This window comes from Congzhengia sp. (genome assembly GCF_037235575.1).
Taxonomy (GTDB): Bacteria; Bacillota; Clostridia; order UBA1381; family UBA9506; genus Congzhengia; species Congzhengia minquanensis.
The window spans coordinates 1-16,994 of the sequence record NZ_JAXUNN010000029.1; the positions used below are offsets into that span (position 1 = coordinate 1).

General features: G+C 46.4%; 12 protein-coding genes and 1 pseudogene. 10 read left to right on the forward strand and 3 right to left on the reverse strand.

Annotation, left to right across the window (positions count from 1 at the left end):
* Window positions 1-40 precede the first annotated feature (40 nt).
* On the reverse strand, window positions 41-799 hold the full coding sequence (locus WIG73_RS05970; RefSeq protein WP_337399696.1) for an AraC family transcriptional regulator: 759 nt from the start codon (window positions 797-799) through the stop codon (window positions 41-43).
* Between the two features lie 144 nt (window positions 800-943).
* On the opposite strand from WIG73_RS05970, the gene WIG73_RS05975 reads away from it, so the two are divergent.
* The 3 genes from WIG73_RS05975 to WIG73_RS05985 all read left to right on the forward strand — a co-directional run bounded on the left by WIG73_RS05975 (window position 944) and on the right by WIG73_RS05985 (window position 4,675).
* The gene (locus WIG73_RS05975) at window positions 944-2,317 is read left to right on the forward strand and encodes a family 20 glycosylhydrolase (protein WP_337399697.1); all 1,374 of its coding nucleotides are present in this window, start codon (window positions 944-946) and stop codon (window positions 2,315-2,317) included.
* Window positions 2,314-3,183 carry an EamA family transporter gene (locus WIG73_RS05980; protein WP_337399698.1) on the forward strand — a complete coding sequence of 290 codons (870 nt, stop codon included), beginning with the start codon at window positions 2,314-2,316 and terminating at the stop codon, window positions 3,181-3,183. Before WIG73_RS05975 ends, WIG73_RS05980 begins: the two co-directional genes overlap by 4 nt.
* 115 nt (window positions 3,184-3,298) lie before the next feature.
* The gene (locus tag WIG73_RS05985) at window positions 3,299-4,675 is read left to right on the forward strand and encodes a sodium-dependent transporter (protein WP_337399699.1); all 1,377 of its coding nucleotides are present in this window, start codon (window positions 3,299-3,301) and stop codon (window positions 4,673-4,675) included.
* Between the two features lie 22 nt (window positions 4,676-4,697).
* Here the strand turns inward: WIG73_RS05985 and WIG73_RS05990 are convergent, their stop codons facing one another.
* A complete protein-coding gene (locus tag WIG73_RS05990; protein ID WP_337399700.1) occupies window positions 4,698-7,019 on the reverse strand; it encodes an EAL domain-containing protein in 2,322 nt (773 codons plus the stop codon).
* Between the two features lie 215 nt (window positions 7,020-7,234).
* Here WIG73_RS05990 and WIG73_RS05995 point away from each other — a divergent pair, with 215 nt between their 5' ends.
* The gene (locus WIG73_RS05995) at window positions 7,235-7,849 is read left to right on the forward strand and encodes a recombinase family protein (protein ID WP_177677443.1); all 615 of its coding nucleotides are present in this window, start codon (window positions 7,235-7,237) and stop codon (window positions 7,847-7,849) included.
* 6 nt (window positions 7,850-7,855) lie between these two features.
* On the opposite strand, the gene WIG73_RS06000 is transcribed toward WIG73_RS05995, so the two are convergent.
* Window positions 7,856-8,311 (reverse strand): DUF523 domain-containing protein, encoded by a 456-nt coding sequence (locus tag WIG73_RS06000; protein ID WP_337399701.1) that lies wholly within the window; start codon window positions 8,309-8,311, stop codon window positions 7,856-7,858.
* Between the two features lie 249 nt (window positions 8,312-8,560).
* Here WIG73_RS06000 and WIG73_RS06005 point away from each other — a divergent pair, with 249 nt between their 5' ends.
* The 6 genes and pseudogenes from WIG73_RS06005 to WIG73_RS06030 all read left to right on the forward strand — a co-directional run.
* A complete protein-coding gene (locus WIG73_RS06005) occupies window positions 8,561-10,273 on the forward strand; it encodes an efflux RND transporter periplasmic adaptor subunit (RefSeq protein WP_337399702.1) in 1,713 nt (570 codons plus the stop codon).
* 31 nt (window positions 10,274-10,304) lie between these two features.
* Entirely contained in the window at window positions 10,305-11,054 is a 750-nt protein-coding gene (locus WIG73_RS06010) for an ABC transporter ATP-binding protein (protein ID WP_249311027.1), read from the forward strand.
* Entirely contained in the window at window positions 11,051-12,232 is a 1,182-nt protein-coding gene (locus tag WIG73_RS06015; RefSeq protein WP_337399703.1) for an ABC transporter permease, read from the forward strand. Before WIG73_RS06010 ends, WIG73_RS06015 begins: the two co-directional genes overlap by 4 nt.
* 34 nt (window positions 12,233-12,266) lie before the next feature.
* Entirely contained in the window at window positions 12,267-15,032 is a 2,766-nt protein-coding gene (locus tag WIG73_RS06020) for an S-layer homology domain-containing protein (RefSeq protein ID WP_337399704.1), read from the forward strand.
* A 257-nt stretch (window positions 15,033-15,289) separates the two neighbouring features.
* The gene (locus WIG73_RS06025) at window positions 15,290-16,711 is read left to right on the forward strand and encodes a uracil-xanthine permease family protein (protein ID WP_337399705.1); all 1,422 of its coding nucleotides are present in this window, start codon (window positions 15,290-15,292) and stop codon (window positions 16,709-16,711) included.
* Window positions 16,712-16,729: 18 nt separating this feature from the next.
* A pseudogene (locus tag WIG73_RS06030) lies at window positions 16,730-16,994 on the forward strand (bifunctional pyr operon transcriptional regulator/uracil phosphoribosyltransferase); the annotation flags it as partial.

Below are 16,994 nucleotides of genomic sequence, written 5' to 3' on the forward strand. Positions count from 1 at the left end.
ATAAGCAAACCACACCGGCTTTCGTGCCGGTGTGGTTTTTCTATTGCGGCAAAAAAAGCTTTGAAGGCGGACAGCCATAACGTTTTTTTATAACCCTGCTAAAATATTTTGCGTCTGAAAAGCCACAAAGATTAGCAGCTTCTTCAACAGTGTAACACCGCTGAGCTAAAAGCTGTTCCGCACAGCCCAGCCGCAGCTCTAAAAGAAAATCCTTTGGGCGCTTGCCAAAGGTTTTCTGAAACCTGCGGCGAAAATTTGTGTCGCTGATACCTGCCGCATCACACACCGACGAAATGTTCAGTTCAGGATTTTTAAAATTATTTTCTAAAAACGAAACCGCCTGAAAAAATGTTTGATTTCCAGTTCGTTTTTCCTTTGCTACAGATTGCTTTTGTAGCTCCGCCAAAATCTCATAAAAACATGCTTTTGCTTCAAACCCGCCTCCGGCGCCGCGGGTATTCCAAATTTGGTGCAGCTTTAAAAACAGCGCGTAAAGCATTTGAAAATTTGCCGGGGTAAAATTTTCCATTTCGCAACCGGCGCCGTCTGATAAAAAGTGCACCGCCAAAATTTCGCCTGGGGTGTAAACTGCCCGATAAGCAAAATTCTGCGGCATAAAAATCACATCTCCCGCCGATGCTTGGACCATTTTGTCCCCGTTTGTAAAACAGCCGTTGCCGCGAATACGGCAGGCCAGCGCACAAAAGGGCCTTGGGGCCACCTCATAGGTGCCGCTGTCCCAGTGAAAACGGCTGACCGATAAAAGCTGAATGTTGATGTCATCAGCTAAAAAGAGCATGTTTTTCCCACCTTTTTTTCATTTATAACTATGTTACCACATTTTTTCAAGTTATTCAAGCCTGAAAAATCCACCTTTTGTTTTGTTTTTTCAGTTCCATTTTTGTTTATGCAATGATATACTGCCTGAAAAGGAGTGATGATCATGCAGAATTTATTTATTTTCGGACCAAAGGTAACTGCAACATTGAACCAAAGCTGCTGCAGCAAAACGCTGCAAACGCTGTGGAACGGTTTTTGTTGCACCGCCGGAACCATTGATTTTTTGCCGGAGAACAACTTTATCATGAAAATTGGTGATGTGCGTCCTTTGCCTTTAGAAAACTGCGACTTTTCCATTTCGGTGACAACAGACGGTCTTTGCATTGCTGCAGAAGACAGGCGCGGTCTTTTAAATGGCTACATGGCGCTGCTTCGGCAAATTCAGCCTATTTGCTTAGAGCGCGGAAGCGAGCAATTTTTCATTCCGTGTGGGGAAATTTACGGTAAGCCGGCGGTAAAAAAACGTATGGTGCACCTTTGTGTATTTCCCGAAACCACGCTTCCCTTTATAACCAAATTTGTCCGGCTGTGCGGTGTGTTAAACTACACCCACCTGGTATTGGAATTTTGGGGTACACTGCATTTCGACTGTTTGAAAGAGCTTTCCTGGCCGCAGGCCCTTACGAAAGAACAAATCAAACCAATCATCAAGGAAGCAAACGACATGGGGCTTGAAATCATTCCCATGTTCAACCACTTGGGCCACGCCGCCGCCAGCCGCGGTATTCACGGCAAGCACGTAGTTTTAGACCAAAATCCCAGATTACAGGGACGATTTGACGAAGACGGCTGGACCTGGAACATTACAAAGCCGGAAGTAAGAGGGCTTTTTCAAAAAATCCGGCGGGAGCTTTACGAGCTTTGCGGCGGAAGCTATTTTCACATTGGCTGTGACGAGGCCTACCGCTACGGCGGCGAAAATGCTGATATTTCCCTTTTAACGCGCTTTTTAAATGAAACGGCGGCAGAAATTGCCGGCGAGGGGCGCCGTCCTATTATGTGGGGCGACATGCTGCTGAATTCCGAGGCGGCAGGCGTGCAGGAGGGATACACCTGCAACTGCCGAAACAGCAAAGCGGCTGAATCCTTGCTGACATCTCTTGACAAACGGCTGGTGATTGCAGACTGGCAGTATGATGTGACACGCTCCCCTGTGCTCACGGCAGAATATCTTTCTTCCTTTGGGTTCGACACGCTCCTTTGTCCCTGGTATGATTTCAAAAACATCGGCGCATGCGTTGAAACGGCACAGCAGATGAATAACAGCGGCGTTATGCTCACCACATGGCACACCTTAAGCGCCCGCATGTTTTCTCTTTTGGCATGCGCACAGGGCTGTTTAACGGGAAAAGTGGACTTTGCCGGCCGCGATTATGCCGCTGAAACCGCCGCTTTGATAAGGAAGGTTTATTTTGCAGACGGAAATTATGAAACCGCAGGCTGGGCAAAACATCAAATCAGCGAGATAACGCTATGAACATGATATGCTTTTTCGGCATTATCCTGTGTGCCTGTGCTCAATCGTTGCTTGCAAAGGCCTGCAGCCACAGCACAAACAATCCAATTTATTTTAATATGGAAAAGGCGCTTTTTGCCTTTTTGCCGTTTGCAGCAGTTGTTGCCGTAACGAGTGCGCCCAGCAGGTGGTTTCACGCCGAAACCGCTATATTTGCCTTTTTCTTTGCCGTATCGCTGTGTATTTCCATGTATGCCGGCTATCAGGCACTTAAGCTGGGACCAGTTTCGCTCACCAGCCTGATTGTTTCATTTTCACTCATAATCCCCTGCGCTTATGGCATTCTGTTTTTACACGAACCCATAACATTTTTTAAAAGCACCGGATTTGTGTTTTTGCTGGCCGCCATACTTTTGACAAATGGTAAAAGAGAGCATAACACTGTTCCGGTGTCAAAAAAATGGGCAAAATTTACATTGCTGACACTGGTTTCAAATGGTCTGTGCTCCTGTTTGCAAAAACAGCATCAAACCAAATATCCTGGTCTGTATTTAAACGAATTCATGTGCGATTCCATGCTGTTTGCCACGCTCATTTTTGCGGCAGCTTTCGTTATATCCCGCAGGAAAACAGTTTCATTGCTCAAAACGAAAAAGGGAATTCACAAATTCGGAATTTTATCAGGCTTTGCAAATGCAGGCGTAAATTTTTTAACGCTGGCCCTTGCAGCTCGCTCCGACGCCAGCGCCCTGTTTCCCTTAATTTCTGCCGGCACCATTGTTTCAACAAGCGCCGCAGGCATCCTGCTTTTTCGGGAACGGCTTGAAAAACGTCAATTGGCTGCTCTTTTGGCAGGTTTTGCCGCTGTTGTCTGTTTAAAACTCTGAAACTGCATAATTTTCCAAATTTTGTTGAAATTATATATAACGTATGATATAATTAGGAAGATTTTGGATAAACAGTAATGATTTCAAAATCAATCTGAACTGTTGGAGTGTTATCATGGAAAAAAGAGAAAAGTTCTCTTCCAGGCTTGGGTTTATTTTAATTTCAGCGGGGTGTGCTGTGGGCCTGGGAAATGTGTGGCGGTTTCCTTATATTGTAGGAAAAAACGGCGGGGCAATTTTTGTGGTGATTTATCTTGCGTTTTTGCTGCTGCTCGGCCTTCCCATTCTGGTTATGGAATTTGCTGTGGGACGGGCCAGCCAGCGGTCGGTGGCGAAAAGTTTTCGCCTGTTAGAGCCTGAGGGCACAAAGTGGCACCTGTTCAGCTATGTGGCGCTGGGCGGGAACTATCTTTTAATGATGTTCTACACCTCGGTGGGCGGCTGGATGCTGGCGTATGTATTTAAGGCGCTGTCCGGCCATTTGCACGGTGTGACTACTCAGGGCGCACAGCTGGTGTTTAACCAACTGCTGGCAAGCCCTGGAAGCATGTTTTTCTGGATGATTTTAATTGTGCTGATTAGCTTTGGAATTTGCAGTTTGGGTCTGCAAAACGGTGTAGAACGCATTACGAAGCTTATGATGAGTTCCCTGTTTGTTATTATTTTAGTTCTGGCAATTCGGAGCATTACCCTGCCGGGCGCAGCAGAAGGGTTAAAGTTTTATCTGGTACCCAACGTTGAGCATGTGAAAGAGCAAGGCATAATCAACGTTATTTTTGCCGCTATGGGACAGGCCTTTTTCACTCTGAGCATCGGCATTGGCTCTATGAGTATTTTCGGCAGCTATATCGGCAAAGACAGAAGCCTGACAGGCGAGTCGTTAAGCATTTGTTTTCTAGACACATTGGTTGCGCTGTTTGCCGGCTTAATCATCTTTCCCGCCTGCTCTGCCTTTGGTGTAAACCCGGGTGAGGGGCCGGGGCTGGTGTTTGTTACCCTTCCGGGCATTTTTAATCAAATGCCGTTCGGGAAGCTGTGGGAGTTTTTGTTCTTTGTGTTTATGACGTTTGCGGCAATGTCCACCATCATAGCAGTTTTTGAAAACATTTTAAGCTTTTGTATGGACATGTGGGGCATAAGCCGCACAAAAGCGGTGCTTATTAATGCCGTCCTCGTAATTTTGCTTTCTCTGCCCTGCGTGTTCGGATTTAATTTGCTAAGCTTTATAAAGCCTTTGGGCGCAGGCAGTACCATTCAGGATTTGGAAGATTTTATTGTATCAAACAATCTTCTGCCCCTGGGTAGCCTGGTATTTTTGCTGTTCTGTACGCGAAAAAGGGGCTGGGGCTGGGATAATTTCATTAAAGAGGCCGACATGGGCAGGGGTTTAAAATTTCCCAAAGCCCTTCGGTTTTATGTGTCTTACATTTTGCCGCTGATTGTTTTAATTATTTTTGTCTTTGGTTATCAGCAAAAGTTCTTTGCTCAATAAAAAAGGTGCCTTTCGGCACCTTTTATTTTTTGTTCTCTGTTTTGTTTTTCAGCAGTGCTTTAAACTCTTCTTCCGGCAGAGGCTTGCTGAAATAATATCCCTGCATGATGTCGCAGCCATAGCCAATGCACAGCTCCATCTGCTCCTTTGTTTCCACACCCTCGGCAACGGTTTCAAATTTCAGCTGTTTGGAAAGCTCGATGACAGAGCGAATGACGCATTTTCCACGCTCGTCAGTTTCGTTGCCCGCCAAAAAACCTCTGTCAAGCTTCACCACGTCCACAGGTAGACTCCTTAAAAAAGTCAACGAAGAATAACCGCTTCCAAAATCGTCCATAGCCACGGTAAAGCCCCGTTGTTTCAGCTGCTGAATGGTTTGAACGCTTAATGCAACGTCACTGGACATTGCAGTTTCTGTGAACTCAATTTCTATGTAAGAAGGCGGAATTTGATACCGCATAATAATTTCCATTAGCCGTTCAGGGAAATCGGGCTCATAAATGTGAATTTGTGAAAAGTTCACCGCAACCGGCACCGGGGCGATACCCCCGCGGATGAATTCCCGAAGTGTTTTGCACACCAGCTCAAACATGTAAATGTCCAGCTTTAAAATAAATCCGTTTTCCTCAAACAGTCCAATAAATTTATCCGGGGTGATAACCCCGTCGCCGCAGCGCCAGCGCGCCAGCGCCTCACAAGAAACCACCGACCGCGTTTTTGCGCCGAACTTTGGCTGGTAAACCGCGTAAAATTCGCCGTTTTCCAGTGCATCTTCCATTCTAAAAATCAGCTGCCGCTCCTCTGTTTTTAAAAGCTTCATTTCCTCTGTATAAATACCGATAAACTGGTTGTAGTTCCCCTTAACCGCTTTTTTGGCAGTTTTTGCACAGTCCACCATTTGCCGCACCGGCATTGCTTTATCCGTAATTTCAAAAACGCCGTAGCTAATCAAAATGTGGTTGTGCCCATCGGCCTTATCCCGAAAACGGCTGTTTACCTGATATATTTTTTGAAACAGCCCGTCTATGCTGTCGGCCGTTAAAAGGCAGACAAATTCGTCTGCATACAGCCGAGCGCATATTTCATTGTCCTGCTTGGATGACAAGGAAACGGAGGCCAAGGTCTTCAGCACGTCATTGCCTCCATCAAGCCCCATAAGATTGTTATAAACTGCAAAATTGTTTACGTCGTAACACACAATGTAATATGGTCGGTCCGACCGTCGCAGAATTTCATTTGCCCGGATTTCAAACCCGCGTTCGTTTAACAGCCCTGTTAAGCCATCTCTGGAATATTGCTCTACCTGCCGTTTGTGAAGCTTTTCAATTTTATTCTGCTTGTTGAGAATAAGGAAAAAGAGCAGCAAGCTGCAAACCAAAATAGCGCTGCCCAGCAACAGATTCCCAATAAAATCGGCTCTGCGTTCATTTAAAAAGGCGCTGTCAGGAACCGCATAGCAAATCGACCAGTTGTTAATTCCAAGCGGTTTTGATACAACATAGTGCCGGCCAAATGAGGTTTTGTAATGCACGAAAAATTCTTCTCCGTTTTTTAAACGTTCCTGCATGACCTCTGTAGAAAATTTTCGGTCTAATGCTTCAGGTGTTAGAACATTGAACAAATTGTCAAATCCGTTTAAAACGCTGTTTTGATTTTTGGTTAAAATGGTTCCGTCCGAGGTCACCAACGCCGAAACTCCCTGTCCCTGAAAGGAAGTGACGCTGGTAACATTACCGAACGTTTTTTCGTTATAGCTTCCAATTACAACACCTTTCACCGAACTGCCTTTTTTTATCGGAACGGCAATTATAAATCTTGTGTGCCCCTCTTTCACCTGGCTTGCATCTAATCTTTCAATGGCGCGTTTGCCCAACATTGCCTCTTTAAAATATTGTCTGTTTTTACAGTCGACCACTTCGCCGTCATTGTCATATGCTTTTCCGTCCTGTCCGGCCACTGAAATTTTTGTAAAATCGGAAACCAGCACAATGGCCCGCATTCGCGCCGTAATGTCGGACAACTCAAAGTTTGTTTGAGACATAAATTCCGCTGACAGCGCCTCTAAGGTAGAGAACTGACCGTTTAAATTGGACTGCACCGTCCGCGTTTCTTGGTCAGCCAAATCAGACAGCGTCGCATAAATTTTCTGTTCTGCCGCCCGGGCTCCGAAAAACTGGTATACGATAAGGCTTGCCAGCATGACGCAAAGAAGTAAAATTGGAAATGGACCTAACCCCAGCCATGTTTTTTTCTCTTTTTCACGTTTATCCGCAAATTTTTCGAAAACAGAAAAAGGCGGGCCGTTTGCAGCTGCGGCGGTGTTACTGCGTGACACTTGTTTCATAATATTTCTCCTAAGATGTGCAATTGTGTACTTTTGCACAGAACGTATATCGTTTTATACATATACAAATTTTATCATAAAATGCGAAATAAAGCAACATTTATATAAATTTTCTCAGAAAAAAAGTGGGGTGTGCAAAAGTACACTTTTTCACAGCGCAAACTGCTGCATAAAGAACCTCCTACACGTTAAAATAGAAGCAAGGAGGTTTGTTTATGAACATCAATACTTATGGTTACATGCGTGTGTCTTCCGCCGACCAAAATGAAGACCGTCAAAAAATTGAGTTGCTTACCTGGGGTGTTCCTGCAGGCAATCTGTTTTGCGACAAGCTGTCTGGAAAGAACTTTTCCCGTCCCGAATATCAAAAACTAAAAACGCTCCTTAAAAAAGGCGACCTTTTGGTGGTAAAGAGCATCGACCGATTGGGAAGGAACTATCTCCAAATTCAGGAGGAGTGGCGGTATATCACGAAAAAGCTGGAGGCAGACATCGTGATTATCGACATGCCCCTTTTAGACACCCGAAGAGATAAGGATTTGTTGGGCACACTGATTTCCGATATTGTGCTGCAGCTTTTGTCCTATGTGGCGGAAACGGAACGGCAGTATATTCACCAGCGCCAGGCTGAGGGCATCGCAGCCGCCAAGCTCCGCGGCGTGCGGTTTGGACGGCCTGTAATTCCCTTGCCCAAAAACTTTAAAGAGATTTATCTGCGGTGGAAAGCAGGAGAAATTTCGCTTTCAGAGGCCGCGGATCACACAAATATGTCTAAAAACCAGTTTAAATGGGCGGCGCGCAAGCACCGCGGATTTAACCGAAGAAGTTAGCTATTTTCACTCCTGCGGGGCCTGCCTGCCCTTTTGCAGGAGTTTTTTTATCCCACTTTCTCCAATTACGTCAATTCCGGCCTCTTTTAAAATTTGCGCCGTAACACCGATTCCGTTTATCAGGCGGCCTGAAAACGTACCGTCATAAATTTTTCCGCAGCCGCAGGAGGGGCTTTTTTCTTTTAAAACGGCCGTTTTACAGCCGTGCCGCTTTGCCAAATCTAACGCCTTTTCCGCACCTAAAACATACTTTGCTGTCACGTCTCGGCCATCTTTGGTTATTACCATATTTTCCCGCCGCTCAGCCGGCGTTCTGGGTGTGGAAAGCCCTCCTGCCACCTCGGGACAAAATGGCACCAGTTCAAATGCCTGTTCCAGAGCAATAACGTCTTCATTGGGCACTGCCCTTCCGTCATACCGGCAGGGAGTTCCCAAAAGGCACGCGCTTACCAATATTTTCATCTTTACCTCCTGCTTGTCTGTTTTGCACAAAGGTTTATGAAAAACCTCTATCATTTTCTCTGCCTGTTTTTAAATTCTTAAAATTCTTTTAATCTTGTCTTAATGTTTTTATCATATCATAAATAAGTAAGGTTGTAAATCGCTGTTAAACAATTGTAATATTTATAATTTGTTCACAGCTTAGACTTATTTTCATTGTATAATGTTAAATAAGTAACGAATTCTATTAGGCAGAAAGGACTGTATGTAATGAAACTAAAAGCAAATTTAAAGAAGTTCAGGCCGAAAAAATGGATGGTCGTGACGGCGGTTATTGTTATCATCTGTGTTGCGGTTGGAATTTTCTTTTCTGCTTTTCGAAAAAATAAAGCCAAGGACGCGATGTCACAACTGTCAAACGAATCGTCGGTTTCCCGCCAGAGCATTGTTTCCTCTATCACCGGTACCGCGGTGGTAAAGCCCAAAGACCAATATTCCATCACCTCTTTGGTGAATGGCGACATTCTGTCTGCCAGCTTTGAGCAGGGCGACATGGTAAACGAAGGCGACGTGCTTTACCGCATTGACGCATCAGACGCGGAAAACAGCATTGAGAGCGCCAACATCGCCGTTGAGCGTTCGCAAAATAATTACAGCAAGGCTGTGGCAGACCAAAGCGATTTAACGGTGAAATCGGACGTATCCGGCATCATTAAAAAGCTTTACATAAAAAAAGGAGACTCTGTGAACGCAGGCGCGCAGATTGCAGACATTTATGACGACTCTGTGCTGCTGCTCACCATACCCTTTAATGAGTCGGACATTCCTCAGCTGTTTCACGGTGCAAACGCTACCGTGCGCATTTCTGGAACCAGCGATACGCTGTCCGGCACAGTAAAAGAAATTAAAGGCGCCAGTTATGCCAAAGCCGGCAATATGCTGGTGCGGGACGTGGTAATCCGGGTAGAAAACCCCGGCACCCTGATGGTGACAGACACCGCTGTTGCCTCCATTGGCAGCATATCCTGCAACGACTCCGGCACGTTTGAATATGTTACGGAAAAAACTGTTACCGCAAAGGCATCGGGCGACGTATCAAAGCTTTACGTCAGCGAAGGCGGCAAGGTGAAGGCCGGCGGCACAATCGCACAATTATCCAGCGACACAGTTTCTGAGAATATTAAAAGCAACGCTTTGTCGTTGAAAGAGTCCCAGCTTTCTAAGAAAAACGCACAGAAAAAACTGGAGGACTACACCATCACCGCTCCCATTTCCGGCACGGTGGTTGAGAAAAATGTGAAAGCCGGTGACAAGTTAGACAATTCCAACGCCTCCACCGTGATGGCGGTGATTTACGACATGTCCAGCTTAGAGTTTGAGCTTGCAGTGGACGAACTGGACATTAAAAATGTTGCGCTGGACCAGGATGTTACCATTACCTCCGACGCATTGGAAAACAAAACCTATCATGGCAAAGTAACCAACGTGAGCGTCAGCGGTACAACTGAAAACGGCGTAACCACCTATCCTGTCACCGTTGAAATTTTAGACTTCGACGACCAGCTCCTTCCCGGCATGAACATTGACGTTGAAATTGAAACGTCCCGGGCGGAAAATGTGCTCTCTGTTCCTGTTGCGGCAGTAAACCGCGGAAACACGGTTTATGTGAAAGGCGAAAAGACAGATGAAAACGACCGCGCGCCAGAGGGCTTTAAAACGGTGAAGGTTGAAACAGGCGTTTATAACGACGAGCTGATTGAAGTCACCTCGGGACTTTCTGAGGGCGACGTGGTTTACGTTCCCCAGCAGGCCTCCAAGGCCTTCAGCATGGAAGACATGATGGGCGGCATGGGTGGTCCTGGCGGAATGACAATGGACGGCCCGTCCGGCGGAATGGGCGGCGGTCCCTCCGGAGGCGGCTCGCCCGGCGGAGGTTCCGGCTCTGGCAGGAGCGGAGGCGCAGGCGGCGGAGGTATGCGCTAAATGAACCCTGCCGAAAGGAGATTTTCTTAACATGGAGAAACCATTGGTTGAATTTAAAGACATTTATAAAATATATGTAATGGGCGACCAGGAGGTCCGCGCCATTGACGGCGTTTCGTTTTCTGTTTATCCCGGCGAGTTTTTGGCCATTATCGGCCAGTCGGGCAGCGGCAAATCTACCTGCATGAATATCATCGGCTGTTTGGATGTGCCCACCACCGGCACCTACCTGTTAAACGGAACGGACGTTAGCAAATTAAATGACAACCAGCTTGCGGAAATCCGGAACGAAATGCTGGGCTTTATCTTCCAGCAGTATAACCTTTTGCCCAAGCTGAATGTGTTAGACAATGTAAAGCTTCCGCTCATGTATAAGGGCCTCAAGGAGAGCGAGCAAACAAAACGTGCCATGGAAGCCTTAGAGCGTGTGGGACTGGCAGACAAATATCACCACAAGCCCTCGCAGCTTTCCGGAGGTCAGCAGCAGCGTGTTTCCATTGCCCGCGCCCTGGCAGGCTCGCCCTCGGTGATTTTGGCCGACGAACCCACCGGCGCGTTAGACTCTAAAACCAGCAAAGAAGTTATGGCATTTTTAAAGGAATTGAACGAGCAGGGCAACACCATTATTCTAATTACCCACGACAATTCCATTGCGGCTACCGCGAAACGCGTTATAAGGATTCACGACGGCAAAATTATTTACGACGGCGAAGCGGAAAACGACGAAATTATTCGTTCCACGGTGTTTGCCCAGCTGAAAAAGGAGGCGGCCGCAGTATGAAGCTAACAAAAACCATGCAGCTGGCCATATCCAGCATTGTGTCGAACAAAATGCGGTCTTTCCTTACCATGCTGGGCATTATCATCGGCGTTGGAGCGGTTATCATTTTAGTCAGCATTATGGACGGCGTAACCGGGCAGGTAACCGACGTGTTTGAAAGTATTGGCATGAACAACATCTCTGTTTCCATCACCTCAAGGGGCAGTACACGGCAGATTTCGCCGGACGACCTGTATGAAATGGTGGACGAACATCAGGATTTGTTTACCTATGTGTCCCCCAACGTGTCTTTAAACGCCACGGTAAAGTCGCCCGCAGCTTCAGATAACACCAGGGCCAGCGTAACTGGTGTGGACGAAACCTATGATAAAATTAACACCCTTACCATAGAACAGGGGCGTTTTCTGCAGTATGTGGACGTGAGCAAAATGCTTAAGGTCTGCGTAATCGGTACCTATTACGAAAACGAATATTATGAAAAGGGCAAGGCGCTGGGACAGACTATGAAAATTAACGGCGAGCCTTACACCATTGTTGGTGTTTTAGAGGAAAAGGCAGACTCTGAGGAAGGTTCTTCCGACCAGTGCATTTACATTCCTTACACCAACGCCTCGAAAATGTCTTGGAACTCCACCATCGGCAGCTACACCATTATGGCGGCCGACACAAATCGGATTACCGAAGCAAAGACAATTTTAGAGCAGACGCTGACGAAAATTTTAGGAAGCAGCGATTTTTATAACATTATTTCCACAAAAGAAATTTTAGACGAAATGACCACCATTACCAACACCATGAAAATGGCCTTGGTGTGCATTGCAGGCATCTCCCTGCTGGTTGGCGGTATTGGAATTATGAACATTATGCTGGTGTCAGTAACCGAGCGTACTAAAGAAATTGGTATTCGCAAATCTCTGGGTGCAAAGAAAAAGCACATTATGCAGCAGTTTGTATTTGAAGCGGGAACGGTGAGCGGCATTGGCGGCGTAATTGGAATTGTAGTTGGAATTTTGCTTTCCTCTGCCGCCGGCAAGCTGTTAGACATTACGGTCACTCCCTCTGTGAGCGCAATTGTCGTTGCGTTTACCGTTTCGGTTGCAATCGGCGTAATTTTTGGGTTCCTGCCTGCGAAAAATGCGGCAAACTTAAACCCCATCGACGCCTTAAGGTTCGAATAACAATTGGCTTTTTTGATAGAAAGGATTGATGAATTTGAAAAAAATAGCTTCTGTAGTGCTTGCAGCGTTGCTGATTACAAGCGGTTTCGGCGCACTGCCGGTTTTCGCTGCCCCAGCTTATTCCGACAATGTTGCTCCGCTGCTTGCCGAGCTGAAAATTATGCAAGGCGACCCTGATGGGAATTTGCGGCTTGACGCTTTTGTTTCCCGGGCGGAGTGCACAAAAATTGCAGTTGCGGCCTCAAAATTCCGGGACACCGTGGCCACAGGCAGCAAAACGTCGCCTTTTAAAGACGTATCTGCCGACCACTGGGCCGCACCTTACATCACCGTAGCGGTGAAAAACGGGCTTTGCAAGGGATATTTAGACGCAACGTTTAAGCCCTCCGACACCGTGACCTATGAAGAGGCGTTAACCATGTTCCTTCGGGTTTTGGGCTATTCAGAAGAGGATTTTGGCGCATCCTGGCCGGATGGTCAAATTGGCCTTTCCCAAAATATTGGCCTGAGTGACTCTCTCTCAAAATCGGCCGGGCAAGAGCTCACCCGCCGGGACGTAATGATGATTGCCTATAACCTGTTAAACACGCCGGCAAAGGGTTCAGGCAGCGATTACATATCAGAGTTCGACCGGGCAATTACCGATGACGTTGTGTTGATTGCCTCAAACAGGGAGGACTCTTCCGTAAGTGCGGGCAAGGTGTTAACCTCCGCCGGAACGTTTAAAATTACAGACGATTTTGACTTTAATAACATTGGAAAACGCGGCAGTATTACGGTTCGGAACAACGACACTTTGGTTTCGTTTATCCCGGGCGAGCAAATAACGGAAGAATATATCGTCAGCGGCACAATGGGCTCGGATATTCTGTTCGACGGCAATATTTTAGATGTGGACAAGGGAACGCCGGTATATTTTAAATCCAAAACCTACACCTACGAATCTGTAACCCAGGAAATTGAAGCCGGCGACGTGTGCAAGGTGTTTAAAGACAAAAACAATGAAATTGATTATATTTTATTTACCACAAACCCGAAATCTTCCTCATTAACTACACCCAACACAAAGACCTGCGTTGTCACCTCGGTGCTGGGCGACAAAGTTTTAGGCTACATTGACGAAACCCTTTCAGAGGTAACGCTGAGCCAAACGGTTTCCTACTTTGACGGGGACGACACTTCAAGCTACCAGCAAATTTCCTCAAAAATTAAAGCGGGCGACACTTTGACCCTTCGTTACGACAAAAACAACCAGCTTCAGTATATCATTTATAACCGCGTGGACACCAACACCGACGTGGGCAATCCCGAAATAAAGCGCCACATCGTCTACTCCATTTTGGGCAACAGCATTATTACCTATAACAAAGGTGCATTTGACAAGGTAGAGTTCACGGCGGGAACGTTATTTTATGAAGACGACACCCAAACCTCCTACTCCGCTGTCTCACAGAAAATTGCAATGGGCGACGTGCTGAACGTGAAATATAAACAAAACGGCGCAATTGACTATGTTATTTATGAGGAGGGCAACACCATTGGCCCTGTGACGGTAAGCGGCACAAGCTGGTATTCCTCCTTTGGCGTAGATCCTGACAGTACCACCATCATGCGTGACGGTGCGAAGACTGCACTTTCAGAAGTTAAGGTTAACGACATTGCCTACTACTCTAAGGACCTGGATATGATTTTAACCTACAGCAAAAAAGTAACCGGCGTGTATGAATCGGCAACGCCAAATAAGGATACGCCGCAAAGCGTAACCGTTTCTGGAATTACCTATGTGTTAGAGGGCGTTGATGCGTTTACCAAGCTTTCGTCGAACGGCAGCTTTAACTTAGGCGACACGGTAACGCTGCTTTTGGGCAAGTCCGGCGAAGTGGCGGACGTTTTAACGCAGGCGCAGCTATCCGACGAGGTATATGGCTATCTGATTGAAACAGGAACAAAAGAAACCACGGTGAACGGAACCGCCGTTACAAAACCGTTTGTGCGGTTGGTGCTGCCTTCTGGCGAGTCCAGCGAATACATTACCACAAAGGACTATAAATCGCTTTTAAATCAGCCGGTTAAGGTGTCATTTAAAGACGGTAACGCCAGCGTTTCTGTTGTAACGCAACAATCAACCGTTTCGGGACTCTTTACCTGGAACAGCAATACCCGCTCGCTTGGAAACAGCAAACTTGATGCATCTTTAAGCATCATAGAGGTTAGCACAACAAATCCGGGGGATTCAGGCAATGCGGCAAACGTGTTCCCCCAACGGCTTAATGGCTTAAACTTAAACGCAAGCGATATTCTTTACGCAGAAAAAAACTCCGATGGAAAAATTATCGAATTAATACTCCGTGACATCACAGGTGACATGCACGAATACGGAGTTGTTACCTCCGCAAGTAAAAATACGGTTGGTATGTCTGTTTCGGGTTCTTATACTTATCTGTTAAATGGTACCTCAAAATCGCTTTCCACAAATGGCACGGCCTATACCGTTTCCAGCGGTCAACCAGTGAAAATCAAAACTTCAGAAAATGGTGCGGTTACGGGAATGTCCCCCTTAACCAAGGTGAACGGCAGCAAGGTTACTGATATATCCGGCTCTAATATCAATTTTGGCGGAAAAATTTATAAGATGAGTGACGATATTTCAATTTATACCAAGGACGCCTCTTATAACTACTCCATGCTGACATTGGATGAACTGAAAAATACCTTTGAAAACTACAGTATTTCGCTTTATTGTGATAAGGATGACTCCGTAGGCGGAAGAATTAGAATTATTATTGCAACTCCAAAATAAAAATAACTAAAGTGCCGCGTTTTGCAAGAACGCGGCACTTTTTTCTTTCAAAATTTTACAGAATATACAAAAAAACTTGAAAATTCCTCTTTACATTCGTGCATGTGTGTGATACAATAATTTGGAAATAAAAAAAGGTCTTTAAACGCGATGCGGGACATCGGCAAGACAAAAGGGGAAACGACGGAATTCAACTGCCCTGCCCGCAAACTGCGGACAGGGCTTTTTTATTTAAAATTAAAGGAGAGATGTTTTTTATGTCTAACGAAACACAGACCGGAATTTACGACGCACGCACCCTGGGCAAGGGGAAAATGCTTCTGCTTGGCTTTCAGCACATGCTGGCCATGTTCGGCGCAACGGTTTTGGTGCCGCTTTTAACAGGGCTTGACATTGCAACTACGCTATTAATGGCAGGCTTGGGCACGCTTTTGTTCCACCTGATAACCAAAGGCAAGGTGCCCGCATTTTTAGGGTCGTCTTTTGCGTTTTTGGGCGGCTACGGCGCTGTTGCTCCCCTGGCCGGAAACGGCACCATGACAAATGCACAGCTTTTGCCCTATGCATGCTTGGGCGTTGCGTTTGCAGGTTTGGTTTACTTAATTTTGGCCGCTTTAATTAAAGTTGTCGGCATTAAGCGCGTAATGAAATTTTTCCCCCCTGTTGTTACCGGGCCAATTATCATCTCCATTGGTTTGGGTCTTGCCGGCAGTGCGGTTACAAACTGCACCACAAACTGGTTAATTGCCTTTATCGCGCTGGCATTGGTTATTGTGTTTAACATTTGGGGCAAAGGCATGGCAAAAATCGTTCCCATTTTAATTGGTGTTTTGGGTTCCTGTGCCATTGCCGCCATTTTAGCGCTCACATTAGGCGAAACCATTACCGGGGCAGACGGAAACGCTTATATTACACTGTTTGGAAATCCTAAACTGCAGTTGTTCTCTGTTTCCGCGTTAGACCAGCTGAAAAACGCGCCGTGGATTGGAATTCCTGTAAAATGGCATAACACCGTGTTCGGCGGCATTGACTGGAGCAACTCCTCCTTAGTTATCAGCTCTGTGATTGCAATTGTTCCAATATCGCTTGCAACCATGATGGAGCACATCGGTGACATTTCAGCAATCTCCTCCACCGTTGGCACAAACTTCATTGCAAAACCGGGACTGCACAGAACCTTAACGGGCGACGGCCTGGCAACCACTCTTTCCGCCCTGTTTGGCGGTCCTGCCAACACCACCTATGGTGAAAACACCGGCGTTTTGGCGCTCTCAAAGGTTTACGACCCGCGGGTTATCCGCCTGGCAGCAATCTTTGCAGTAATTCTTTCTTTCTCGCCTAAGTTTGCAGCGTTAGTCAGCGTAATTCCCACGGCGGTTATCGGCGGCATTTCCTTTGTACTTTACGGCATGATTTCTGCAATCGGTGTTCGTAACGTTGTTGAAAACAAGGTTGACTTTACCAAGAGCCGTAACCTAATCGTTGCCGCTATTATTTTAGTTTCCGCATTGGGACTGGGCACCGTAACATTCATGATCGGCAAGCTCACCATTTCCCTTTCGGCCCTGGCGGTTGCCTCCATTGCCGGCATTGTGTTAAACGCGATTCTCCCTGGCAAAGACTATGTGTTTGGCGACACACCCGATGAAACGGAAACCGGCGTTAATTTTGAACTTTAATTATTTTGGAGGCCCGCTATGAAGCTGAAATCCCTTCTTTTTGACGAAAAGGCTGTCAGCCGCGCCATTATGCGCATTGCCCACGAAATTGTGGAACGGAACGAGTCGGTAGACAACATGATGTTAGTGGGCATTAAAACCCGGGGCGTGCCTCTTGCTCAGCGGCTTTCGGACTTTATTTATAATAAAATTGAGCCGTCTTTAAAGCTGCCCGTGGGCACGCTGGACATTACCTTTTACCGGGATGACCTGACCAAAATTAAGGAGCGCGGCCCTGTGGTGT